Source organism: Myxococcus virescens (genome assembly GCF_900101905.1).
Taxonomy (GTDB): Bacteria; Myxococcota; Myxococcia; order Myxococcales; family Myxococcaceae; genus Myxococcus; species Myxococcus virescens.
In genome coordinates this window covers 1-23,130 of the sequence record NZ_FNAJ01000006.1, presented here as the reverse complement: position 1 = coordinate 23,130, position 23,130 = coordinate 1, and the positions used below count along the sequence as shown (strand labels likewise).

The 23,130-nt window shown below is 70.3% G+C and carries 23 protein-coding genes and 1 tRNA gene; 15 read left to right on the top strand and 9 right to left on the bottom strand.

The window, feature by feature from the left end; all coding sequences use genetic code 11:
• Positions 1-34: 34 nt before the first annotated feature.
• The 3 genes from BLU09_RS18695 to BLU09_RS18685 form a co-directional block, all read right to left on the bottom strand.
• Positions 35-817: an energy transducer TonB gene (locus BLU09_RS18695; protein ID WP_244171829.1), complete on the bottom strand. Its 783-nt coding sequence runs from the start codon at positions 815-817 to the stop codon at positions 35-37.
• An 83-nt stretch (positions 818-900) separates the two neighbouring features.
• Positions 901-2,220 (bottom strand): glycosyltransferase family 87 protein, encoded by a 1,320-nt coding sequence (locus BLU09_RS18690; protein WP_090490910.1) that lies wholly within the window; start codon positions 2,218-2,220, stop codon positions 901-903.
• A gap of 30 nt (positions 2,221-2,250) precedes the next feature.
• Complete coding sequence (locus BLU09_RS18685) at positions 2,251-3,642, bottom strand: dihydrolipoyl dehydrogenase family protein (protein ID WP_090490909.1); 1,392 nt, start codon at positions 3,640-3,642, stop codon at positions 2,251-2,253.
• Between the two features lie 501 nt (positions 3,643-4,143).
• Between BLU09_RS18685 and BLU09_RS18680 the strand changes: the two genes are divergently transcribed.
• From BLU09_RS18680 to BLU09_RS18650, 7 genes are all read left to right on the top strand, one after another.
• Positions 4,144-4,506: a ribosome-binding factor A gene (locus tag BLU09_RS18680; protein WP_090490908.1), complete on the top strand. Its 363-nt coding sequence runs from the start codon at positions 4,144-4,146 to the stop codon at positions 4,504-4,506.
• Positions 4,503-5,660 (top strand): RtcB family protein, encoded by a 1,158-nt coding sequence (locus BLU09_RS18675; protein WP_090490907.1) that lies wholly within the window; start codon positions 4,503-4,505, stop codon positions 5,658-5,660. The genes BLU09_RS18680 and BLU09_RS18675 overlap by 4 nt, the downstream gene beginning before the upstream one ends.
• Before the next feature lie 212 nt (positions 5,661-5,872).
• Positions 5,873-5,946, top strand: a tRNA-Gln gene (locus BLU09_RS18670).
• Between the two features lie 61 nt (positions 5,947-6,007).
• Positions 6,008-6,535, top strand: coding sequence for a non-proteolytic archaemetzincin-like protein (locus BLU09_RS18665; RefSeq protein WP_090490906.1), 528 nt, complete (start codon positions 6,008-6,010; stop codon positions 6,533-6,535).
• Between the two features lie 90 nt (positions 6,536-6,625).
• The gene (locus BLU09_RS18660; protein WP_090490905.1) at positions 6,626-7,588 is read left to right on the top strand and encodes a TolB family protein; all 963 of its coding nucleotides are present in this window, start codon (positions 6,626-6,628) and stop codon (positions 7,586-7,588) included.
• Positions 7,589-7,720: 132 nt separating this feature from the next.
• On the top strand, positions 7,721-8,245 hold the full coding sequence (locus BLU09_RS18655) for a DUF6484 domain-containing protein (protein ID WP_090490904.1): 525 nt from the start codon (positions 7,721-7,723) through the stop codon (positions 8,243-8,245).
• Positions 8,246-8,425: 180 nt separating this feature from the next.
• Positions 8,426-8,896 carry an ankyrin repeat domain-containing protein gene (locus tag BLU09_RS18650; RefSeq protein WP_186817950.1) on the top strand — a complete coding sequence of 157 codons (471 nt, stop codon included), beginning with the start codon at positions 8,426-8,428 and terminating at the stop codon, positions 8,894-8,896.
• Positions 8,897-8,992: 96 nt separating this feature from the next.
• Here the strand turns inward: BLU09_RS18650 and BLU09_RS18645 are convergent, their stop codons facing one another.
• On the bottom strand, positions 8,993-11,200 hold the full coding sequence (locus BLU09_RS18645) for a (Fe-S)-binding protein (protein ID WP_090490902.1): 2,208 nt from the start codon (positions 11,198-11,200) through the stop codon (positions 8,993-8,995).
• Between the two features lie 546 nt (positions 11,201-11,746).
• On the opposite strand from BLU09_RS18645, the gene BLU09_RS38805 reads away from it, so the two are divergent.
• From BLU09_RS38805 to BLU09_RS18620, 6 genes are all read left to right on the top strand, one after another.
• On the top strand, positions 11,747-11,908 hold the full coding sequence (locus BLU09_RS38805) for a hypothetical protein (RefSeq protein ID WP_167371115.1): 162 nt from the start codon (positions 11,747-11,749) through the stop codon (positions 11,906-11,908).
• Positions 11,909-12,124: 216 nt separating this feature from the next.
• Positions 12,125-12,445, top strand: coding sequence for a hypothetical protein (locus tag BLU09_RS18640; RefSeq protein WP_090490901.1), 321 nt, complete (start codon positions 12,125-12,127; stop codon positions 12,443-12,445).
• A 205-nt stretch (positions 12,446-12,650) separates the two neighbouring features.
• Positions 12,651-13,898: a vWA domain-containing protein gene (locus tag BLU09_RS18635; protein ID WP_186817951.1), complete on the top strand. Its 1,248-nt coding sequence runs from the start codon at positions 12,651-12,653 to the stop codon at positions 13,896-13,898.
• Between the two features lie 199 nt (positions 13,899-14,097).
• Positions 14,098-16,422 carry a protein-disulfide reductase DsbD family protein gene (locus BLU09_RS18630; RefSeq protein WP_090490899.1) on the top strand — a complete coding sequence of 775 codons (2,325 nt, stop codon included), beginning with the start codon at positions 14,098-14,100 and terminating at the stop codon, positions 16,420-16,422.
• A 46-nt stretch (positions 16,423-16,468) separates the two neighbouring features.
• On the top strand, positions 16,469-17,050 hold the full coding sequence (locus tag BLU09_RS18625) for a thioredoxin family protein (protein WP_090490898.1): 582 nt from the start codon (positions 16,469-16,471) through the stop codon (positions 17,048-17,050).
• 148 nt (positions 17,051-17,198) lie between these two features.
• Entirely contained in the window at positions 17,199-17,435 is a 237-nt protein-coding gene (locus BLU09_RS18620) for a hypothetical protein (RefSeq protein ID WP_090490897.1), read from the top strand.
• A gap of 82 nt (positions 17,436-17,517) precedes the next feature.
• Here the strand turns inward: BLU09_RS18620 and BLU09_RS18615 are convergent, their stop codons facing one another.
• Entirely contained in the window at positions 17,518-18,981 is a 1,464-nt protein-coding gene (locus tag BLU09_RS18615; RefSeq protein ID WP_090490896.1) for an MFS transporter, read from the bottom strand.
• A gap of 165 nt (positions 18,982-19,146) precedes the next feature.
• On the opposite strand from BLU09_RS18615, the gene BLU09_RS18610 reads away from it, so the two are divergent.
• Positions 19,147-19,440 (top strand): UBP-type zinc finger domain-containing protein, encoded by a 294-nt coding sequence (locus tag BLU09_RS18610; RefSeq protein ID WP_090490895.1) that lies wholly within the window; start codon positions 19,147-19,149, stop codon positions 19,438-19,440.
• 70 nt (positions 19,441-19,510) lie between these two features.
• A complete protein-coding gene (locus BLU09_RS18605) occupies positions 19,511-19,810 on the top strand; it encodes a hypothetical protein (protein WP_090490894.1) in 300 nt (99 codons plus the stop codon).
• A 1-nt stretch (position 19,811) separates the two neighbouring features.
• On the opposite strand, the gene BLU09_RS18600 is transcribed toward BLU09_RS18605, so the two are convergent.
• The 4 genes from BLU09_RS18600 to BLU09_RS18585 form a co-directional block, all read right to left on the bottom strand.
• Entirely contained in the window at positions 19,812-20,729 is a 918-nt protein-coding gene (locus BLU09_RS18600) for a S1C family serine protease (RefSeq protein WP_090490893.1), read from the bottom strand.
• A 12-nt stretch (positions 20,730-20,741) separates the two neighbouring features.
• On the bottom strand, positions 20,742-21,635 hold the full coding sequence (locus tag BLU09_RS18595) for a S1C family serine protease (protein WP_186817952.1): 894 nt from the start codon (positions 21,633-21,635) through the stop codon (positions 20,742-20,744).
• Positions 21,636-21,742: 107 nt separating this feature from the next.
• A complete protein-coding gene (locus BLU09_RS18590; RefSeq protein WP_090490891.1) occupies positions 21,743-22,675 on the bottom strand; it encodes an HNH endonuclease in 933 nt (310 codons plus the stop codon).
• A 130-nt stretch (positions 22,676-22,805) separates the two neighbouring features.
• Positions 22,806-23,130 (bottom strand): IS30 family transposase (locus BLU09_RS18585; protein WP_143043141.1); only part of this gene is annotated, 325 nt, incomplete at its 5' end.

Here is a 23,130-nt window from a genome sequence, read left to right as displayed (position 1 = left end):
CCTGGGGGGCAGGTGCGGGTGAGGCCTTTTCGGCTTACGACTTGAGACGGAACGGAACCTTGAAGATGCGGAACACCGCGGTGGGCTGACCGCCGACGACCGCGGGCTTGAAGCGCCACGTCTTCGCGGCGGCCATGGCCGCGCTGGCGAAGGGCTCGTCGCCGCGCATCACCTTCAGTTGGCTGACGCGGCCATCCACGCCCACCACGCCCTTGAGGATGACCATGCCTTCCAGGCCCTTGGAGCGGGCCTCGGAGGGGTATTCCGGCGTGAGGTTGGAGGACAGGGGCTCCGGCGGCGTGCCGGACTCCGGGAGATTGATGGGCGCGACGCGACCGCCACCCCCGGCGAGCGTGTCACCGCCGGGGACGCCGCCCACCACACCGCCGGGAACGAGCGCGCCGGTGCCACCCACTGCGATGGGCGCGGCGGCCACCGTCTCCGTCGCGGCCTCGGGCGGCTTCTCCAGCGGCACTTCCTTGGGAACGACGATGGGCGCGGGCGCCACGGAGGGCGCGGCCGGCGGCGGCGCCTTCGCGGCGGCGGGCGGCGCGGGCCTGGGCGCCAGCTTCGGCTTGGGAGGAGGAGGGGGCGGAGGCGGCGGCTTCGCCTCGACCACGGGGGGGGGCGGAGGAGGGGGCGGCGGACGGAACACCACGTCCGTGCCCTTCTTCTCCTTGATGACTTCCGTCACCTTGCCGGCAGCGGTGACGGCGGCGATGCCCATCAGCGCGAACACGGCGACGGACGCCGTAGTGGAGAGCGCGAACCGCCGCGCTGATTGGACGTCCGGGCCGCTGTCGAAGGTCTCGAACATGACTGGACGCGCATATAGCGACGCCATGTGTCGGGCCTGTCCGGGGCCCGTGACACTTTGCTTCCATCAAATTGACGGGAGCGTCACGGCGCGAGCCCGCCACCAAAGCAACGTGGCAGGCGTGACACGGCGTCGGCGTCCGCCACCGCTCGCGGTGCGCCCATGCGGCGCATCTGCGACAGCAGGGCGATCAGCAACGCGGTGTAGACGAGCGCGAAGGGGCGCCACAGGAGGACGTGGCGGCTCCATTCCGCGCCCAGTCCCGAGTCAGAGACCAGGAGACCCGTGAGGGCGATGAGCGCCACCAGCACCAGGTTGGGCCGGTGGCGGCTCTCCACCGCGGCGCGGATCAACGGCCAGGCCAGCACGTAGTTCGCGCGCCACGCCAGCGGTGACAGCAGGGTGACACCCAGGCAACACACGGCGATGAGGTCCGCCGGCCCGGGTCTTGCCCACACCACGGCGGCGACGAAGAGGACCAGCGCCACGGCCTGCGCCAGCGACATGTCACCGGGGGGCACCACGGCGTCGGGCGGGTACACCAGCGCCAGCAGCGCGGTGGGCAGGCCCTGGGTGTTGGACTGGAGCGCCCAGGGCGGCGTGGTGCGCGCCAGGGTGTCGCTCCACAGTTGGAACTGGACCAGCGTGCCGTCCCAGCCGTAGCGGGCGAGCGTGGGCAGGGTGAGCACCCCGCCCACCACGGCGGTGGCGCCGATGACGCGCCAGTGCCGGCGCCACAGGAAGAAGAGGCCGACGAGGGCGGCGGGCGGCTTGAGCAGGAAGGCGACGGCGAAGGCGGCGCCAGGGCGCCACACCTGTCCGCGTTCGGCGCCGAGCGTGCACAGGAGGATGAGCAACAGGATGACGGCGTCCACCTGGCCGTAGAACAGCTCGAAGGTGAAGGCCGGCAGCAGGGCCAGCGTCGTCAGCGCGGGCGCCCAGGCCCAGGGCGTGGCTTCCCCCGACGAAGGCGTGGCGCGCATGGTGAGGCGGGCCACGGCGGCGAGCGCGGCGATGGAGCCCAGGTTCCACAGGGCCACGGCGGCGCGCGCGGGGAGCAGGGTGAAGGGAAGGAACAGCGGCGCGGTGATGGGCGCGTACTTGAACGGCATGTGGCCGTCGGACAGGCGGTAGATGTCCGTGGCTTCCCAGAAGCGCTCCGCCGCCATGAGGTAGACGCGGAAGTCCACGCCCCTGCGGGGATGCTGCCCCACGGCGATGGCGGCCACGGCCAGGACGGCCAGCACGAGCCACCAGGCCCAGCGCGCCCAGCGCGCGCTCACTCCAATGGATGTCCCCTCACCCGCGGCCGGTGGGGGGGATTCGGAGCCGGAGGGCCCCGGGGCGACGGCGGTCATCGGTAGGGAGGGGTGGGGTGGGCAGCGGCACCATTCCACGCCCACCCCCGCGCACGCAACGGAGGGGGCGGCGCGCTAGAGGCCGTACGCCTCCAACAGCTTCAACCACACCTCGCTCATGGTGGGGAACGACGGCACCGCGTGCCACAACGTGTCGAGCGGCACCTCCCCCGCCACGGCGATGGTGGCCGCATGGAGCATCTCTCCCACCTCCGGCCCGGTGAACGTGGCGCCCACGAGCACCCGGCGCTTCTCGTCCACCACCCACTTCACGGTGCCAGTGAGGCCCTTGCCCACCAGCGACGTGCCGGACACGTCCTGGAGCTGCTGCTCCACCGTGCGCACCGGCAGCCCGGCCTCGCGCGCCTTGGCCTCGGTGAGGCCCACGCTGGCCACCTGCGGGTGGGTGAAGACGACTTGTGGGGTGGCCTTCGCGTCCGCCCACGCTCTTGCCTGCTTGCCCGCGATGACGTCGCCCACCATGCGGGCCTGGTACTTGCCCATATGGGTGAGGAGGTTGCGGCCATTGGTGTCGCCGCACGCGTAGAGCCAGCCGCCGTCCACGCCCTTCGCGCGGAGCTGGTCATCCACCTCCACGGGCTTGCCGCCCTCGAGCCCCACCGTCTCCAGCCCGATTCCTTCCGTGCGGGGCACGCGGCCCATGGCCACCAGGATTTCGTCCGCGACGACCTGCTCGCCATTGGACAGCGTCACCGTCACCTCGCCCTTGCCGCCGGGCCGCTGGACGCGCGTCGCGTTCATTCCCAGCAGGACGCGCGCGCCGGCAGCTCGCAGCGCCTGGGCCACCTGCTCGCTGGCGAAGGGCTCCGCGCGGGACAGCAACCTCTTTCCGCGCTGCACCAGCGTCACCTCGGCGCCCAGCGAGCGCCACGCCTGGGCCAGCTCCACCCCGACCGCGCCGCCGCCCAGCACCACCAGCCGCTTGGGCACCTGCCTGGCGCCGGTGCCTTGGCGGTTGTCCCAGGGCTGGGCGTCCTTCAGCCCCGGGATGTCCGGGACGCGCGGATGGCTGCCGGTGGCCAGCACCACGGCTTTTCGGGCCTCCAGCTCCCGCACGGTGCCGTCCTTGTTCTCCACGCGCACCTTGCGCGGGCCCGTGAGCTTGCCGGTGCCCCGCACCACCTTCAGCTTCGCGCCCTCGGCCCACTTCACCTGGGAGTCGTCCTGGTAGTTGTTGACCATCGAATCCCGGCGGGCCAGCACCGCGCGCGCGTCGATGCCCTCCTGGAGCTTCTCGCGCACGCCGGCGGCATGCTCCGCCAGCCACCGCGCTTCGCTCGGGCGCAGCAAGGCCTTGCTGGGGATGCAGGCCCAGTACGAGCACTCGCCGCCGAGCAGCTCATGCTCCACCAATGCCACTGACAGCCCGGCCTCCGCGGCGCGCGCACCGGCGACCTCACCCGCGGGGCCTGCCCCAATCACCACCACGTCGAACGCTTCCGCCATGTGCCTTCACCTCGTGCCCGCTGCGTAGCGCGGCGGCAGGCCATGCCCACGGCCGCGTTGAGACGCACGTCCGCTGCTGGAAAGTGAGGGTGGTCACCCGCCGACACCGGACACAGGGCACGGGCCCGAGGGGTGGTTGGCTGTCAGGTCTGCCCGCGTCCTGCCGTCTGGGGCTGTCGCTTGACGCGGGCAGGGTGGCGGTCACATCTTGCGTGCGCAGCATCACGGTCCGCGCGGGAGTCACGCACGCGGCGGGAGGTGTGCCATGGGACGTGTCTTGAATGGAGTCTCGGGTCGCTCCGCGCTGAACGTGCTGAACCGGGTGGGCTGCCTCCCTCGCTGAGCGGGACGGAGCGCGCTTCCAGGGCCTTGGATTCGGCATGTGCGCGGAGCCTTTGCCTCCGTGCAATGGGCCGGCGTGTGTCTCGTGCGTCGCTGACGGCTTGAAGTCGGGCGCGCACGAGGGGCACGCGCGGCCTTCTGGGAACCGTTCGTCCTCTCATGTCCTCTTCCAGGAATCGCCGTACCTCGTCATCGCGCCATCTGCGCGTGCAGTCCCATCTGTCCCAAGAAGTCTCCCGCACCTTCCGGGGTGAGCTGTCCGACCCGAGGCTCGAAGGCGTCGCGCTGACGTCCTTCGAGCTGTCGCCGGACGGCCGCCTCGTTCGCATCGGCTACACCGTCACGCCCGAAGCCGCGGCTGCCGGCCTTCGTCCCCTGCAGGCGGCGCTCGAAGGCGCCAGCGGCTACCTGCGCTCGCAGCTCGCGGAGCACCTCGACCTCAAGCGCGTGCCGCAGCTTCGCTTCATCTACATCGGCGTCTCGGAGCACACGCCCGGAGCGGCGGAGGAGGGCGAGTCATGATGCCCCGTCTCCTTCCGCCCGCGCCGGGCTGCAGGCCCATCCTCGTCTGGGCCCGAGCGCTGCCTCCCGGCGCGGAGAAGCAACTGCGTCACATCGCCTCCCAGCCCTATGTCGTGGAGCACGTGGCCGCCATGCCGGACCTCCACGTCGCAACCGGCATCGCAGTGGGCACCGTCTTCGCCACCGAGCACCACGTCGTACCGGGGGCCCTGGGCGGAGACCTGGGCTGCGGCGTGAGCGCCTGGCGTTTCCCACTCACCTCGGGCCTTCCCGGACGGGACGTGCTGGAGCGTGTGCTGTCTCAGTGGGCCGAGCGCATCCCCGTGGGTGACGCCGCTCACCGGGGCCGGGGGCTGCCCTTGCCCCCCGCGCTGGAGTCACCACCCCTGTCCACCCAGAAGCTGCGCCATGCCTGGGAGCGGCTGGCGCCCAGACACCTGGCGACGCTCGGGGGCGGCAACCACTTCCTCGAACTGGACCGGGATGCGGACGGGGCCCTCTGGCTGCTGCTGCACACCGGCTCGCGGGGCGTCGGCGCGGCCATCGCGGACCACCACGGGCGGGTGGCCCGGGCGCTCGGGGAGGGCGGCTTGCCGGCCCTGGATCTCCACACCGCCGAGGGCGCCGCCTGCCTCGCCGACACGCAGTGGGCCTGCCGCTTCGCGCTCGCCAACCGGGAGGCCATCGCCGCTCGCGCGCTGGACGTCCTGGAAGAAGCCCTGGGCGTGGCCGCCGACCCCGCGTCGGCCGTGGACGTGCACCACAACCACGTCGCCCAGGAGGAGCACGGGGGCCGCATGCTGTGGGTCCACCGCAAGGGCGCGGTGGGGCTCCAGGCCGGCCAACGCGGGCTCATCCCGGGTTCCATGGGGACGGCGTCCTACGTCGTGGAGGGCCGGGGCGAGCCGCGTGCCTTCCGTTCCTGCTCACACGGGGCGGGCCGCGTCCTCACCCGTGCGGAGGCACGGGCGCGCATCCGCCCGGCGGCGCTGGAGCACGTGCTGCGCCGCGTGGTGTACGACAAGGGGCGCGCCGCCGCCCTGGTGGAGGAAGCGCCCGCCGCCTACCGCGACATCACCGAGGTGCTGGAGGACGAGGCCGACCTCGTCCGGCCGCTCCTGCGCCTGACACCGCTCGCCGTCCTCAAGGGCTGACCGGGAAGGGGGAAGGCCGCTCCTGGCGCGAATCCGGGGGCGGCTTTACTCCAGGTGTAATGGGAGAGCGACAATGCGCCCGGCTCCAGCCGTCACCGGGGCCCGGGCGAGGGGTCCAGTGGCTGACATTGCAGAGAACCGCGTCAGGGGAGTTCCCCGCACCCGTCGGGATGCCGTACACTCGGACACCAGAAGTACACGAGAGAACCTGCTGGGGCGTCGTCTAATGGCAGGACATCAGACTTTGACTCTGAGTATCAAGGTTCGAATCCTTGCGCCCCAGCCACTCCGCTCCGGGGGGACGCGGTAGCCATGCGTCCGTCCCGTGCATGAAGGACGGTGGGCCGATGCCGCAGAAGACACTCCTTCTGGTCTCCGTGGGTAGCCCGCCAGCCTCTCTCTTGAGGGACTTGCAGGACCCGCTGGCGGCGCAAATGGGTGTCGCGGCCGTGGTGTCGAAGACGGTATTGCCGACGCCCGCCTACGCCTTCAACAAGGACCGTGGCCAGTACCACTGCAACGCCATCATGCGGCGGCTGACGCCCATGCTGGAGCCCGGCCAGTTCGCCGTGTTGGGCATCTCCGACGTGGACCTCTTCGTCCCGGACTCGCCTTTCGTCTTCGGGGAAGCGGACCGCGAATCGAAGACGGCGGTGATGAGCCTCCATCGCCTGGCCCAGGGCGCCGCCAGCGACATGTTGCGGCGCCGCGCGCAGGTGGAGGTGGTGCACCAGGCGGGACACCTGCTCGGGTTGTCCTACTGCGAGGACCCTCGGTGCGTGATGTTCTTCGCGCAGACGCCGCAGGACTGCGACCGCAAGCAACTGTCGCTCTGCAACCTCTGCCGCAACGAGCTCCAGAAGCTCAACCGCTGACCTTGACCGTGCGTTGAATCACCCGTGGCGCGTTGACGTCAGTCCCGGTGCGCTCTGTAGTACGGGGCTCTCTATCGGCCGGGAAGCGGAGTGATGACGATGACGGGCAAGCGGAGGTTCCTCGGAGCGGTCTTGGCGGTGGGGATGTTGGGGGGCTGCGAGCCCCTGGACGACGGTGGCGGCGGCGGCATCGGGGACGTCCTCTTCACCCGTGGCTTCGCCTTCGTGCGCGAGGACGACCGCAACGTCTTCGTGGTGGACGACAACGGCGACGCCAACAGCCCGCAGCGGCTGACCAGCGTGGGCGGCGCCTACTGGCCTTCCGTGTCGCGCGACGGCCGCAGCGTGGTGTTCGTCCAGCGCAGCGGCGGCACCACCTCGCTGCTGACGGTGCCCACCTCGGGCGGCACGCCCTCCACGCTGTTCCGGGCGAATGATTCGACGTGCGCGCGCGGCTGCTCCAACTTCCGCACGCCCACCTTCAGTCCGGACGGACGCAGCGTCGTCTTCGTCTTCTCACCGGGCAACAGCTCCCAGACGGCGCTGGCGCGCATCAACACGGACGGCAGCGGCTTCCAGGAGCTCACGCCCAACAACGTCATCGCCTACGGCGCGCCGTCCTTCCTGCCCAACGGGAGCGCGGTGCTGGCGGGCGCGGGCAGCGGGTTGAACCAGCTCGACCAGCTTGCGCACGTGCCGCTCAACGGGGGCACCATCACCTACTCCTCCCTGAGCGCGGGCGTGCAGTTCGTGGAGAACCGCGTGGCGGTGTCTCCGAACGGCTCCCAGGTGGCGCTGGATGGGCGCCTGTCCTCCGGTGGCACGCGCATCTTCGTGGGGCAGGTGTCGGGCTCGAACGTGGGGGCGCTCCAGCGCGTCACCAGCGGGGGGGCGGGCGAGGAGTCGTGGCCGAGCTGGACGGGCGCCAGCCAGCTGGGCTTCCTCATCAGCGCTGGCGGGAGCGACACGGGCATCTACCGCGCGAACCTGAGCACGGGCTCGGTGTCGCTGGCGGTGCCCAGCGCCGCGGAACCGTCCTACGGGCCGATTTGACCTGGAGCCGCTGACCTCGGACCCGGTGGGGTGGCGCCAGCGCCGCCTGCCTGGCGTCCGAGGGAAGGTGGTTCGGGCCGGATTCGCGCCGTGGGGGGCGCCTGCGGTAGCCTGACGCATGGAGATGCCGGCATGAGCGAGTCACCCGACAGCAGGTCCCTTGCCTCTGGCGCGCAATCCCAGGAGCCCATCCTGGGGAGCCGGGCCGGCCATCTGGTGGGCGTCGATGCCAGTGGCGCGGTGCTCGTGGATTTTCCGGGGAACACCTCGGGCCCGGTGGCCGCGCGGCTCGCCGTCGTCGTGGAGCCGAAGGCGCTTCAGGCCGCCGTCGCCCAGCGGCAGAAGGCGGTGCTCCTCTTCGAGAACGGAGACGCCCGGCTGCCCTTCGTCATGGGGCTCATCCAGGAGCCCAGCACGACGCCGCTGTTGGACGCGTTGCTGGAGTCCCCCTCCCCAGAAGCCGCGCTGCGCCCGACAGAGGCCCATGTCGACGGCAAGCGCGTCGTCATCGAGGGCCAGGACGAAGTCGTCCTCAAGTGCGGTGAGGCGAGCATCACCTTGCGCCGCAACGGCAAGGTCATCGTGAAAGGCACCTACCTGGAGTCGCGCGCCTCCGGCACCCACCGTATCAAGGGCGGCACGGTCGAAATCAACTGACGCTCCGGACGTAAGGCGACCTGCGTGGACGCCACGTCCAACACGACGCGGCACGGGCCGCCGACGGCGGGGTGCGCAGCTTCCCTGCCGAGCGGCGTGCTGTGAGCCAGGGCGCCGAGCGCCCGGGGCAACTGGCGTCCCAGGGCGCGAGGCGCGATGCTGCCGCGCGGAGGTCTGACGATGTCCCTCTTCGATGCCGTGCTGGCGGGCGACCGTGACGCCGTGGAGTCCCACCTGTCCGCTGGAGCGGACCCGAACCCCTTCGACGAGGAGGGACGCACGCCGCTGATGGCCGCGGCCCGCGCGGGGCGAGCGGACCTGGTGCAACGCCTCCTGGAGGCGGGAGCGGACCCCGAGTTGACGGACAGCATCGGCGAGTCCGCGCTCATCATGGCCGCGGCGCACGGGCACACTGAGGTCTGCCAGTGGCTGATGCCTCACGCGCGCGCGGATGACCAGGACCTGGCCCGCACGCTGCTCTCCGGCCTGGGCATCACCGACCTGCGCTTGGACGCGCCGCCTCCGCCGGACAACAGCTTCCGCCGCAAGCTCGCCTCCGCGGGGGCGTATGTCTCCGGCAAGCTGGGGGACGACGGCGCCACGAAGCGGCTGGAGCGCGTCCTGCGCTCGGAGAAGCAGCGCAAGCCCTGAAACGGCGAAGGCCCGGGGCTTCACGGTGGAAGCCTCCGGGCCCTTGCGTGAAGCGAAGCGGGCGGGCCCTTCAGCGGGCCCGCCGCACCCCTGGCACTACTCCGGCTTGGCGCTCACCGTGGCGCTGGGGGCCACGGTGCCCACCGCGCCGCTCTTGGTCTCCAGCGCGTCGGCGACCAGCTCGGTGATGTCCTTGATCTTGATGTTCTCCTCACGGCCGGTGTCGTTCACCGCGTCGGAGAGCATCGTCGAGCAGAACGGGCACGCCACCGCGACGATGCCGCTGCCGCCCTTCTCCTTGTAGTCGCCCACCTGGCCCGGCTTCTTCTTGTCCGCGGCGTTGGGGTAGGGCGTGTTTGGGTCCTCGGCGTGCTTCAGCGTGAGCGCGGCCTCGTTCAACCGGTTGTGGTTGATGCGCGTGCCAATGTGCTCCTCCATCCACATGCGGCCGCCGCCGGCGCCGCAGCAGAAGCCCTCGCGCTTGCTGCGCTGCATCTCCACCACCTCGAGCCCGGGGATGCTGTTGAGCACCTCGCGGGGGGCGTCGTAGACGCCGTTGTGGCGGCCCAGGTAGCAGGGGTCGTGGTAGGTGAGCTTGCTGTTCATCACCGCGGAGAGCTTGATGCGCTTCTCCTTCAGCAGCTCGTTGATGAGCTGCGTGTGGTTGATGACGCGGTACTCGCCGCCGAACTCCGGGTACTCGTTCTTGATGGTGTTGAAGCAGTGCGGGCACTGGGTGATGACGGCCTTCACGCCCATCGAGTTCCACGTCTCGACGTTCGTCTTCGCCATCGTCTGGAACAGGTACTCGTTGCCCATGCGGCGCGCGGAGTCGCCGTTGCACATCTCCTGCTTCGACAGCGTGGCGAAGCTCACGCCCGCCTCGCGCAGAATCTTCACCAGCGCGCGGCTGACCTTCTTCTGCTTGTCGTCGTAGCTGCCCGCGCAGCCCACGAAGAAGAGGTACTCGTAGGGGCCGCCGTCGTCACCCCACGTGGGGAGCGCCAGGTCCTCCGCCCACTCGTCGCGCCGGTCCTGGCCCAGGCCCCAGGGGTTGCCCTGGCGCTCGATGCCCTCGAACACGCGCTGGATTTCAGGGGGGAACTCCGCCTTCACCTGCACCTGGTAGCGGCGCATGTCGATGAGGCGCGGCACGTTCTCGATGAACACCGGGCAGGCCTGCTCGCACCAGCCGCAGCTCGTGCACGCCCACACCGTCTCCGCCGACAGCGCGCTGCCGATGATTTCGGGCAGCGGCTCCTTGATGCCATTGGGGCCGTAGCCTTCCTCCACCCACTGCTCGTTGTCCCAGATCCAATGCTTCAGGTCCTGGTTGACGCCCTTGTGGGTGAGCGGCTTGCCGGTGATGTACGTCGGACAGTGCGTCTGGCAGCGGCCACACTCCGTACAGGAGTAGAGGTCCATGCCCTGCTTCCACGTCAGGTCCTTCACCGTGGCGGTGCCGAAGTCCTCCTTCTCCAGGTCCGGCGTGGGCAGCTTGCCGGTGGAGTGGGTGCGCTGGAAGAAGACGGTGGGCAGGCCAGTGATGATGTGGAAGTGCTTGCCGATGGGCAGGAAGTTCAGGAACGCCAGGATGATGACCAGGTGAACCCAGAAGCCGGCCGTGCCCACCACGTGCGCGGCGGTGGCGCCCAGCGGCATCATCGCCAGGCCCGTCAGGCTGGTGAACGGCTCCCACCACACCAGCGCGGCGGGGGACTGGGGCACCTGAGCGGCGCCCACCTGCGCCTGCGCGGCGTGCGCGGCCACCATGTGGCTGCCGCCGAACAGGAACTCGGAGACCATCAGCCCGCCGATGAAGCACAGGATGAGGTACGCCTCCCACGACGGCGTCATGCGGTCCGGCTTCACCTTCCAGCGGACCCAGATGTAGTAGGCCACGCCCAGCAGGGCCAGCGCGGCGACCACGTCCTTGGCCAGCAGGTAGAGCTTGTAGACGAAGAGCAGCGCGGATTGATCCGCCCAGAACGGGTGGCCCAGGTCGGTCAGCACGTCCAGCGCCGTGGTCGAAAACCCCATGGCGAAGAGCATGATGGTGCGCAGGGCCAGCACCATGAAGGCCGCGTAGATGAGGACGTGGAACAGGCCCGGCGTGAACTCCTCCGGGTCCACCAGTCGCTTCTGGCCAAGGCCGAAGCGCACCAGCTGCGCCACGCGGAAGGGGATGTTGTCGAGCCGGTTCTCCTTCTTCATCGCGAGCAGGACGCCCACGCGACCGGACATGGTCATGACGAAGATGGGAATGGCGAGGGCTAGCAACAGGCCGGTGATGATGGGACTCATGGGACTCTGAGGACCTCTGGCGCCGCGGCGGATGGGCCCGGGCTGCCGCGTTGCGGCAATTCTTGAGTGCACTTCAACCCTAACAGGGGTGATTCTCGAATCAAGCACCCTGCTGCCCCAGGTGTCCTTCACTGGAGAACGCGGCCCGGGTCCTCTGGGGAGTGAGCGGCCATCGCACGGATTTACCAGTGGCGGAAGGCAGCCAGACGCCCTTTGAAAATACCGGCGCGTAAACCGCTGTGGGGGGTTCCATTCTCGGGCCCAGGGCTTACCTTGTGCGATTGCCACGGGCACTGTCTGACGCCTGACTGTTCGTAACTGCCTGTAAATACGAACACTCTTCGCTGGAGAGCAGGCAGGTAGGCAAGCGGGCGACATGGCCCCCGGAACTTTGAAACCCCAAGGGCTTTACAACGCGAGGCGACATCCCCAACATGGTCGGTAAATCGGTCAACGAGTACTGGAGCGGGCCTCGCATGGGGCGAGCCCGAGTCGACCGAAGCGGGATGCCCCCCTTCACCTGGGTGGCCTCCAGAGGAGCCGGCGATGGTTCACGACGACACCACGTACATGGACGATGAAGGTTTGCCTTATGTGGATCCGCGGCAGGACGGTGGCGCGGAGTCTTCTGAGGCCGACGAGGGCGCGCCCGGCCGCCGTTGGGGCTACTCCGAAGAGTCGTGGGGCGGCTGGACTGCGGCCGAGTAATTCGCGGCCCCCGCGGCCGGTGGATGCGCGGGGGCACTCGCGGTAACCGGGGCAATGGATACCCGCGTGGTGGCTCCCCAAGTGAGCCCCCGGGTCCAGGGTTCTCGGCCCCGCATCAGAATGGGCGGCCTGCCTGCTCGTCACCTCTCCCTCATTTCTGCGTCAACCTCTCCAGCGGCCACGAACGGCCGTGGTTCGAGGGTGAGGAGCGACGTCATGAAGGTGCTGTGGTGCTGGCGGTGTCAGATGGACCTGCCCATGCTCGACGAAGAGGAGTTCGCGCGGATCCACCTCCTGCTCCAGCGCAAGCAACTCCGGAACGAGGCCGGCATTTCGTCCCTCAAGCACGCCTTCGCGCCTGCTCTCCGGGAGTACGAGCGGCTGACCGGCTTCCGCGAGACGAACATCAACGCTGTCTTGCACCACCGGCTGATTCTCTTCGGCCCGCCGTGCACCGCCTGTGGCAAGCCGCTGCGCACTCCCCAAGCCCGGTACTGTGCGGCCTGCGGTGCGTCGCGGCAGCCAGCACCTTCCTGAGGGGCGGACCGTGTGGGTGTGCCGCATCCTAGCTGGCCCCCTTGCTCCAAAGCACGACTCCCGACATTCTCAGACCCCGCAGCCTGCCCGAGCGCGTCCCCCTCTCCCGTGCGTTGTGGCCCATGAGACTTCCGGCATCGGGGGCGGTCCGCTCCCGCAGATTGATTCGCGGCACAATGCCTCGTGCGACCACGGGGGAGTACGTATGAAGCAGACGGCCTGGGCAGTGGAGCGTGACGCCGAGCATGGCCGCGAGGTGCTCCTCCTCGTCACCCTGGAAGCCGACGCCGACGCCCCCCGCGCACCCGTGGCCATCAACCTCGCCTTGGATCGCAGCGCCTCCATGCGTGGCGTGCCGCTGCTCGCCGCGGTGCAGGCCGCCCAGGCGCTCGTGGAGCGCGCCAGCCCACGCGACTACCTGGGCCTGCTCACCTTCGACGCCGAGCCCGAGCAGGTCCTCCCCATGCGGGCCATGGACCCCAACGCCCGGGCGCAGCTCCTCAAGGTGCTCGCGCGCCTGGAATCCGGCGAGGGGACCGCCCTGCACGAGGCCGTGGAGCGCGCCTCGGAGTCCGCCCGCCGCGTGCTCGTGCCCGGCGCCCGGCCCCAGGTGCTGATGCTGACCGATGGCGAGCCCTCGGTGGGTCCGTCGCAGCTCGCCGAGTTCAAGACCCAGGGCGCCCGCATCGCCGAGTCCGGCGTCATGCTCCACGCGCTGGGGCTGGGCCGCCACTACCTGCCCGACATCCTGGAGGCCCTCACCAGCCCCTCCGGCACCGGCTTCGTGCACGTGGATGACCCGGAAGGTCTGCCCATGGCCGTGGGCCAGCTGGGCGCCGAGCTCTTCGGTGAAGTCGTCGCCGACGCGCGCGTGCACGTGCTGCCCTCGGGCTTCGCCGACGTCCGCTGCCGCCACCGCTATCCCTCGCGCGTGGAAGGCGACGCCATGAGCGCCACCCTGGGCGCCATCTCCCAGGCCTTCCCGCGCCGCGTCCTCTTCTCGGGCATGTTGGGGGATGCGGAGTGGAACCTGGGCGTGTCCACGTCCTACTCCGAGCGCGGCGATACGCGGCGCATCAGCGTGCCAGTGACGCGTGTGCTGCCCGACAGTGACGCGGGCCGCTTCGTGCGCGCCGTGTCCGCCGAGCTGGACCTGGTCGCCGGTGAAGCCGCCGCGTGGAAGGCCCTGGGCCGCCGTCATCAGGACGCCGCGGAGCGGGCGCTGGAGGCCGCGGACGTCGCCCTCTACAAACTCGCGCGGCTCGGCTCGGCGGAGGTGCCCGCGCAACGCCACGTGGAGCGGCTGGCGGACCTGCGCCGGGTGATAGAGCGCCGGGCAAACAAGCTCCCCGCGCTGGTGATGCGCCGCGCGCACTCCGAGGTCTCCCGCATCACCATGAGCCGCGTGGGCCCCGCGGCGCCCGCGCTGCTGCCCTGGAAGACCGAGGACTGACGCCCGTCGCTCGGCTGCTCTTGTGGGTTCATGACGTTACCTCTGTGACGCTGTAACCCCTCCTGCTCGGACCGTCCGCCTGGGAGTGGGCGTGGCGCGTCATGCGAGGGGAATGCCCGCCTGCCCGGATGGTTCACTGTGCTCGGAGGCACGTGTCTGTCGCTGGCGGGCCGGCCTCCTCTGGGTTAACGGGAGTCGCATGACGCATCAGCAGTCCAAGAGGCTCGGCGTTGTTGGTGGAATCGGACTGCTGCTGGTGGCGGCGGTCGCGTGGGCGGACCTGCCTGCGTCGGCGGTGGCATCGAGCGCGCCGGACGAAGGTGACCCTCGCATCGAGGGGGCCCTCCTGGTGGACGCCACCCAGGTGAAGCCGGGAGACACCTTCCGCGTGGGCGTGCGCTTCCGGTTGGATCCGGGCTGGCACGTCTACTGGAAGAACCCGGGCGACTCCGGCCTGGAGACGGAAGTGGCGTGGGACACGCCCGGCGTCACCGTGGGGCCGCTGCAGTGGCCCTTCCCGCAGACGTTCCGCACGCCCGACGGCTTCATCACCACCCATGGCTATGACGGTGAGGCCATCCTCGTCGCCGACGCGAAGGCCGTGGAAGGACCCTCCACGGGTCTGCTGACGGTGTCCGCCGCCGTGGAAGCGCTGGTGTGCGAGGTGCACTGCATTCCCGCGGAGCTGATGCTGACGCGCTCCATTCCCCTGGGTCCCCAGACGGTGCGCGACGCCGAGACGGCGGCTGTCTTCGACACCGAGCTGGCCAAGGTGCCCCGTCCCGCCAAGGACAGCGGTCACGCGGCGACGGTGGCGCTGGATGCGCCGCAGCTCACCGCGGGCCAGGATTTCACCGGCACCCTCACCCTGACGGCCTCGGGCGGCGCGGCGGTGCCCGCGGTGGAAGGTGACTTCTTCGTCGCAGACCGCATCCCCGGCGTCGTGCGCGTGGGGTTGGCCTCGGACGGTCCGGGCCGCTTCAAGCTCAAGGGCAAGGCGGAGCCGGACGTGCAGGCGTCGGCGCCGGGCCTGACGGGCGTGATGCGCCTGGGCACGGCGGCCACGGGCTACCAGTACCTCGAGGTGGCGGCGCCGCTGGCCCCCATGGTGGCGGCCGGTGGCGCGGCTGGGACGTCGGCCGCGGTGAAGCCGCCGTCGGTGAAGGACAGCATCGCGGCGGTGAAGCCGGTGGGCGCCGCCATCGCCACGCCGCCCGCGGCCGAGTCGTCCATGGGCCTGGGGCTGGCGCTGGTGTTCGCCTTCTTCGGCGGCGCGCTGCTCAACCTGATGCCGTGCGTGTTCCCCGTGTTGGCGCTCAAGGCCTACGGCTTCACGCGCATGGTGCAGCAGGAGCGGGGCCGCGTCGGCGCGCATGCGGCGGCCTACGCGGCGGGCATCATCGGCACCATGCTGCTGCTGGCCAGCGTCGTGCTGGCGGTGCGCGCGGGTGGCGCGAGCGTGGGCTGGGGCTTCCAGTTCCAGGAGCCGCTCTTCGTCGCGGGTGTGTGCGCGGTGTTGGTCGCCTTCGCGCTCAACCTCTTCGGTGTCTTCAACGTGGGCCTGGACGGCACGGCGCTGGCGGGCAAGGTGGACCAGAGCCACGGCCTGATGCACAGCGCTGGCGAGGGCGTGCTGGCCGTGGTGCTGGCCACGCCGTGCTCGGCGCCGCTGCTGGGCACCGCGGTGGGCTTCGCCTTCGCGGCGGGCCCCGTGACTGTGCTGGCCGTCTTCACCGCGCTGGGCCTGGGGCTCGCGCTGCCCTTCTGCGTGCTGGTGCTGGTGCCCGGGCTGGCGAAGAAGCTGCCCAAGCCGGGCGCGTGGATGGAGCGCTTCAAGCAGGTGCTGGGCTTCGCGCTGCTGGCCACCACCGTCTGGCTGGTGTGGGTGATGGGCGGGCTGGCCGGCGTGGACGGCATGGCGCGGCTGCTGGCGTTCCTGGTCGCGGTGGGGCTCGTCACGTGGCTGTACGGCCAGGGGCAGGCGCAGGACGGCGTGCGCAAGATGGCCACCGTGGCGGTGGCCGCGGGCGTGCTCGTGGCGTCAGGGCTGCTGACGTTGCGTTTCGATGACCAGGACTCCGTGGAGGCGCCTCGGCTCGGGTCCACGGTGGCGCAGGCGCAGCCGTGGAGCGCGGACGCGGTGAACGCGGCGCTGGCGGCGGGCCAGCCGGTGTTCATCGACTTCACGGCGGACTGGTGCCTCACCTGCAAGTTCAACGAGCGCACCGTGTTGTCCACCGACGAGGTGCGGGACGCCTTCAACAAGCACCAGGTGGCCTTCTTCATCGCGGACTGGACGCGCCGGGACGCGAGCATCACCACCAAGCTGGCCGAGCACGGCCGGGCCGGTGTGCCCATGTACCTGGTGCTGAGCCCGGGCGCCCCCGACAAGCCGGAGGTGCTGCCGGAGCTGCTCACGCCGGGCGTCGTGGCGGACGCCGTGAAGCGCGCGGCGGAGTGTGCACCCTCGAAGCTGGGCAGCGGCGCGAACGTCCTCTGCGCCGCGGGTTTCCCAAGCCACTGAAGTCGTGCTGTCTTCCCCGCAATCCCCAAGACTCTGGAGGAACGCCATGAAGCAGGTCTTCACAGCACTCGCGCTGGGCACGTTGTTCGTGGGGGCGCCCGCCCTCGCCGACGCGGAAGTTGGCAAGCCCGCGCCGACCTTCACGCTGAAGGACGAGTCCGGCAAGGAGCACACGCTGGCGCAGTACAAGGGCAAGGTCGTGGTCCTGGAGTGGACCAACCCCGAGTGCCCCTTCGTTCAGCGGCACTACAAGAGTGACACGATGGTCACCACGTTGAAGGGCTTCGACGCGAAGAAGGTGGTGTGGCTGGCGGTGGACTCCACCGCGCACAACACCCCGGAGAAGTCCGCGGCGTGGAAGAAGGAGGAGGGCTTCCCCTACCCGGTTCTCCAGGACGCGAGCGGCACGGTAGGCAAGTCCTATGGCGCGAAGACGACGCCGCACATGTACGTCATCGATGAGACGGGCGTTGTCCGCTACGCGGGCGCCATCGACGATGACCCGCGCGGCAAGAGCGCCAAGCCGGCCAACCATGTGAAGACGGCGGTGGACGCGGTGGTGGGGGGCCAGCAGGTCCCGACGAGCACCACCACGCCCTACGGCTGCTCGGTGAAGTACAAGAGCTAGCGCTGGCTCGGCGGTGTGGCTTCCCGAAGGCCCTCGTCCCTGCTGGGGCGGGGGCCTTTTGCTTGGGCGGCAGGCGGCGGCGCCATGGCAGGTGCCTTGTCCGGCGCGAGGGCGGTTCGGACCTTTCCCTCTGAAAGGGGAAACGACCATGGCTGACAACAAGGGCAGTCCGGTACGGGGCGACGAGCGGATGGACACGACGCGCCCGGAAGAACTGGAGCGCGAGGCGCGGCACCAGAAAGGCCCGGTGCGAGGCGACGTGACGGACGAAGACGTGGGCGAAGACCGCATCCTCCAGAAGGGGATTGGCGGCTACGGCGCTCAGAAGGGCACCGAGCCGGCGCGCGAGGCACCTCCGCTGAGTGACGACCACGGACGTCATTGAGGTGCGGGCCTGGGGACAGCCCGCACGCCGGCAAGGCCGCGAAGAAGCAGGCCGGGGGCTGAGGCGCCATCCCGCGACGACGTCATGGGCGCTTGTTGGACCCACGCGGTGCGCCAGGTGTCCCGTGCTCCTGTTGCGCGGAGGTCGTGCGTCCGGCCTCGCGTGGAATCGTGAGCAGCGAGCACAGCGCTCCCACGGCGCACAGGCCGGCGGACACCCAGAGCGCGCGCCGTGTGCCCACCAGGAAGTCCATGCCGGTGTCGCCAGCGAGGCCGCCCAGCAGCGGCAGCAGCGCCACCGCGAGCAGGCCGGCGATGCGGGCCACGGCGTTGTTCACGCCGGAGGCGATGCCCGCGTAGCGGTCCTCGACGGCGCCGAGCACCACCGCCGTGAGCGGGCCTACGGTGAGCGCCAGCCCCAGTCCCAGCACCAGGATGCCAGGCAGCACGGTGCTGACGTAGTCACCTCCACGCTGGATGCGCGTCAGGAGCGCCAGCCCCAGGCCCGCGAGCAGCGGCCCCGCCGTCATCAACGGACGTGCGCCGATGTGCCCCGCGAGCCGCCCCACGGAAGGTGAGAACAGAAGCAGCATCAGCGTGATGGGGAGCAGCGCTGCTCCCGCGCCGAGCGCCGAATAGCCGAGCTGCTGCTGCAGGGCGAGCACCACCAGGAAGGTGGCGCCTCCGAGCGCGAAGTACACGACGAGCGTGGTGAGGTTCGCGCCGGAGAAGGTGCTCGAGTGGAAGAGGGTGAGCGGAAGCATGGGTTCCCGCTGCCGTGCCTCCAGGACGAAGAACGCGGCCAGTAGGACGGCGCCTCCGGCCGCGGCGCCGATGGCCGCCAGGGGCCAGCCGTGGGCGGGGCCTTCGATGAGCGCGTAGATGAGGCCACCCAGCCCGAGCGCCGCTGTCACCGAGCCCGCGACGTCCAACCCGCGTGCCCCTGCCTTCGGCGCGATGTCCGGCACGTGGCGCAGCGCCGCCCACGCGGTGAGCGCGGCCAGGGGCACGTTGAGGAAGAAGACGAAGCGCCATGAACCTGCGTCCACGAGCCACCCACCCAGCAGCGGCCCCACGGCCGTGGTGACGCCGGACAGTCCGGCCCAGGCGGACACGGCGCGTTGCCGGTCCTGCGGCGGGAACGACGTGCGCAGCAGTGCAAGGCTCGCGGGCACCAGCAGCGCGGCTCCCACACCCTGCGCCGCGCGGAAGGCGGCCAGCGTCCAGGTGTTGGGCGCCAGGCCGCACAGCACCGACGTGACGGTGAAGGCGAGCATGCCCAGCAGGAAGACGCGTCGCTGGCCCTTCGCGTCGCCGAGCGCGCCCCCCGTGAGCACCAGGGAGCCGAGCGTGAGCAGGTACGCGTCCACGGCCCATTGGAGGCCGGACAGGCCCGTGTGCAGCTCACGGCCCATGGCGGGCAGGGCGACGTTGACGGCGGTGGAATCGAGGAACGCCATGCCGCTGCCCAGCACGCTGGCGAGCAGCACCCCCCGGCCGCGAGGACTGTCATAGGCGACGGTGGTGTCGGGGGCGTTGGTGGCCATGTGGCTCTACCGTGCGCCCGGGGCTCCGCGCGTGCCATCCGCCGCTGCGGGGTGGGGACGTGCCTTCAGTGGCTCGCCATCCCGGCTGGTGCTCACTGAAGGTCCTCGCACCCAATGCCTACGCTGTAGAGGGCACTGGTCGCCCCCGTCACGGAGAGGTGTCACATGGAGCCGATTTGCGAGCACATCCAACAGGCCGGAGACCCGCCGCCGCGCTCGCGAGGCTGCGAGGAATGTCTGGCCATGGGCTCGAGCTGGGTGCACCTGCGTCGCTGCCTGAGCTGTGGCCATGTGGGATGTTGTGATTCCTCGCCCAACCGGCATGCGACGAAGCACTTCCAGCAGTCGGCGCATCCCGTCGTCCAGTCCTTCGAGCCGGGGGAGGCGTGGGCCTGGTGCTACGAGGACGAACTCTTCACCGAGCACCGTCCGGCGCCATCGCACGACGCGCGGCTATGACGTGGGCCGTCATCCGCTATCATCCTCGGGCCCGTTTCAGCTCGTGGGAAGAAAGGCGCGGCACCGCACCATGGACGCGTGGACTCTCGAAGGCTCGCGCATCACCGACCCGGACACGTTGAGCCGCCTGCGCGAGATGCTGGCGAACAAGAGCCCGCTCATCATCGAGCACCGCTTCTACCGGGAGACGCGCGCCCCGCACCGCTTCATCTGTGACGATGCCGACGTGCTGGACGAGTATCTCCAGGAGTCACGTCCTGGAGACTCGTTCTGCGTGTGGTCCTACAAGAGCCTCTGTCGGGGCGACAACCTGCTGCTCCAGGGGAAGATGCCGGACGCGCAGGGGCGGACGCCGGGCGGCGTGGCCTGAGTCAGGCGGCCACGGGCTCGATGCGCGGTCGCGTCCGTGCCCGGGCCGTCTTGCGGCCACGGCCCTTGCGCAGCAGGTCCAGCGTCACCTCGTCCTCCGTGGCCAGCGCCATGAGCCGCTGGAGGTCGTCCACGCTGTTCACCGGCCGCTGATTGATGGCCAGCAGCAAGTCATCCACCTGGAGCCCGGCCTCGTGGGCAGGTGTCCCGTCCTGCACGCGGAGCACCTTCACCGCGCGGGACTGGCCGTTCTCCCGGGTGAGCCGTGCGTCCAGGCTCACCGCCGTCGCGGCGATGCCCAGGAAGCGCCGGTCCACCTTGCCGCGTTGGATGAGCAGGCTGGCAATCCACGCCGCCGTGGTGGCGCTCACCGCGAAGCCGATACCTTGCGCGTAGGGCAACACCAGCGTGTTGAGGCCCACCACCTGTCCTCGCATGTTGAGCAGCGGCCCCCCGGAGTTGCCCGGATTGATGGCGGCATCCGTCTGGAGCATGCCCTCCAGCATGACGCCATCGGGCAGGCCGATGCTGCGGTTGATGGCGCTCACCACGCCCAGCGACACGGACTGCTCCAGGTGGAACGGGTTGCCAATGGCCATGACGAGCTGGCCCACGCGCACCGACTCGGGCTCGGCGAGCGGCAGGGTGGGGAAGTCACCGCCCTCCGCGCGGACCACGGCCAGGTCGGTGGGGGCGTCGCTGCCCACCAGGGTGCCGCGCAGCTCCTCTCCGTTGGAGAGCTGGACGGTGAGCTTGCGTGAGCCGCGCACCACCACGTGGCGGTTGGTGAGGACGTAGCCGTCCGGTGTGAGGAAGAGGCCGGTGCCGTGGCCGCGTGCGTGCTCCACGCCCACGACGGCGGGCGAGGCACGCGCCACCAGCGACTCCAAATCATCCGAGAAGTGTTGCAGCAGCTTCATGGCGGCCTCCCTTCACGCGCGCTTGCCCACGGTGATGGGGACTTCGCGAACCTCTCCGGCGCGCAGCACGCGGACCTGGAGGGTGGTGCCGACCTTCTCGTCGCTCAGGGCGCCGAGCAGGTCCTCCACGCCGTGGAGGGGCTGACCTCCCAGACTCAGCAGGACGTCTCCGAGCAGCAGACCCGCGTCATGCGCCGGGCCGTTCGGGTCCACGGAGAGGCAGATGAGGCCGTGCTCGTTCCCCGTGCCCAGGTGTGGGGGCAGACGCACGGGGGAGGCGCCCACGCCCAGGTAGCCACGCCGGATGCCCCCGTGTTCCTTCAGCGATGCAATCACGCGCGTGAGCGTGTCCGTGGCGATGACGACGGCGGCGGTGCGAGAGAAGGCGGCGCTGAGCAGACCGACAAGGCGTCCCTCGGTGTCCACCAGCGCGCCGCCGGAGAAGCCGGGCGGGAGGTCGGCATCCGTCTCCAGGGAGCGCTCCACGCGGCCTCCGGCATGGGTGCGCCAGCCCTCGCCGTGGGTGCTGACCATGCCGAGCGTCGCGCGAGCCGTGCGGCCAGGGCGGCCCACGGCGATGACGAGGTGACCGACCTTCACGTCATCCAACGGCGCGGAGGTCAGCGGCGTGAGGTCGGTGGCTTCGGCCTTGAGCAGGGCCAGGTCGGTGCTGGCGTCGCGGCCGACGAACTCGGCGGAGACGGTGCGGCCATCCGGCAAGCCGATGGGGAGCGGGCCCTCGTGCTCCACGGCCTGGCTGGTGGTGAGGATGTGGCCCTCGGCATCCCAGACGATGCCGGTGGCGCCGCGCCTGCGCCGCGTCTCCACGCGGACGATGCCTGGCGCGGTGCGCTCGACGACGGAGGCGAGGGACTGGGACAGCGACTGGAGGAGGCCGTGGGACATGGTGTGTTCCTTTCGAGGCACAAGGTAAAGGCCTCGAAAAGGCGCCACATCGGCGGACCGGCCAGGTCGGGAACCTACCCATTCGGGGAGGTCACCTCGTCATTGGTTCAGCCTGCCTCGCGGAAACGCTCGTAGCGTGCCTCCAAGTACTCACGGCGCGGCCGGTGGGCAGGCGCCTCCGGGAGGATGCCCAGCGCCTTTCCGGCGAAGCCCTTGAGCCCGTACTCCAGCGTGGGGCCGTCGCGCTCGGCGAGCAGCCGGGGCGCGATTTCGATGATGCCGTCAGGACGGATGCCCAGCAGGTCCGTGTCGAAGGCCCCGTGGTGGAGTTTGCAGAGCGAGAGGCCGTTGGAGACCTCCGGCCTGCCGCGCTCGTCCCGGTCCGGGAGGATGTGCGCCGCGTCCAGGAGCTCCGGCCGGGGGAACCGGCATACCGCGCACCGCTGCGAATAGGCCCGCAGCACGTGCTGACGGAAGGCGGCTTGATGTAGCCGCTTCTTCATCTGGACCGTGGCGTAGCGGCGCTCCAGGCTCAAGAGCTTCGGGTCCGCCGCGTGGAGCCCCGGCGCCAGCACCTGCGCATCGGGTGCGGCGGAGACGACGGTGAAGCTCAGCTCGGCGGGGTTTGCCTCGGAGATGTAGACGGGCCAGATGGGCCGATAGGCACCTGGCTCGATGCCGTAGAAGTAGATGAGCGGGACATCCCATTCCATGCCCCGCACGAGGCGCCGGTTGTCGCGAGACGCAACGTCCGTTCCCTGGAACCGGTACTGGAATCCCTCGTTCGAGCGGAGGTCGTCGTAGCGCGCCTCCCGGCCCTGGCGAGGCACGGTCGTCTTGATGGACAGCGCCGTCTCGCGCATCTGGCGAGGCCAGAAGATGCCGCGTGCGCGGTTGGCGAAGTTCAGCGTCTCGCCCTGGTACGTGAAGCCACGGTCGATGACGTCCCAGGACAGCACCTCGCCATGCTGGCGCACCAGATGTTGCAGCGCGTTCATGGCGGCGACCCGGATGGGCCAGTCGAGGTCCTGGTTCGTCAACCCCGCCAGGCTACCAGGTCCAGGCCGGGGGCGAGGCCATTGGGGCCGCTCCGCGTTGCCCTCGGGGGCCGGCCCCTGGCTGGGAGCTCGCTGTTCGGAAATGTCGGGAGATTTCGAAGCGCCGGCGGTTTCAGCCGGTCATCGCAACACTTTGAGCGAATACCTCTGCGGGGGTACGCCAGTCGAGTGTCTGGCGGGGGCGGGTGTTGAGTTGATGGGCGACGGCGTCGAGTTGGGCGCGCGACAGGCCGCTCAAGTCCAGGCCCTTGGGGAAGTACTGGCGCAGTAGTCCGTTGGTGTTCTCGTTGCTGCCGCGTTGCCACGGGCTGTGGGGGTCGCAGAAATAGACTTGGACGTCGGTGTCGATGGTGAAGCGCGCGTGCTCGGCCATCTCCTTGCCCTGGTCCCAGGTGAGGCTGCGGCGCAGGGCCTGCGGCAGCTGGCCAATCTGCTGG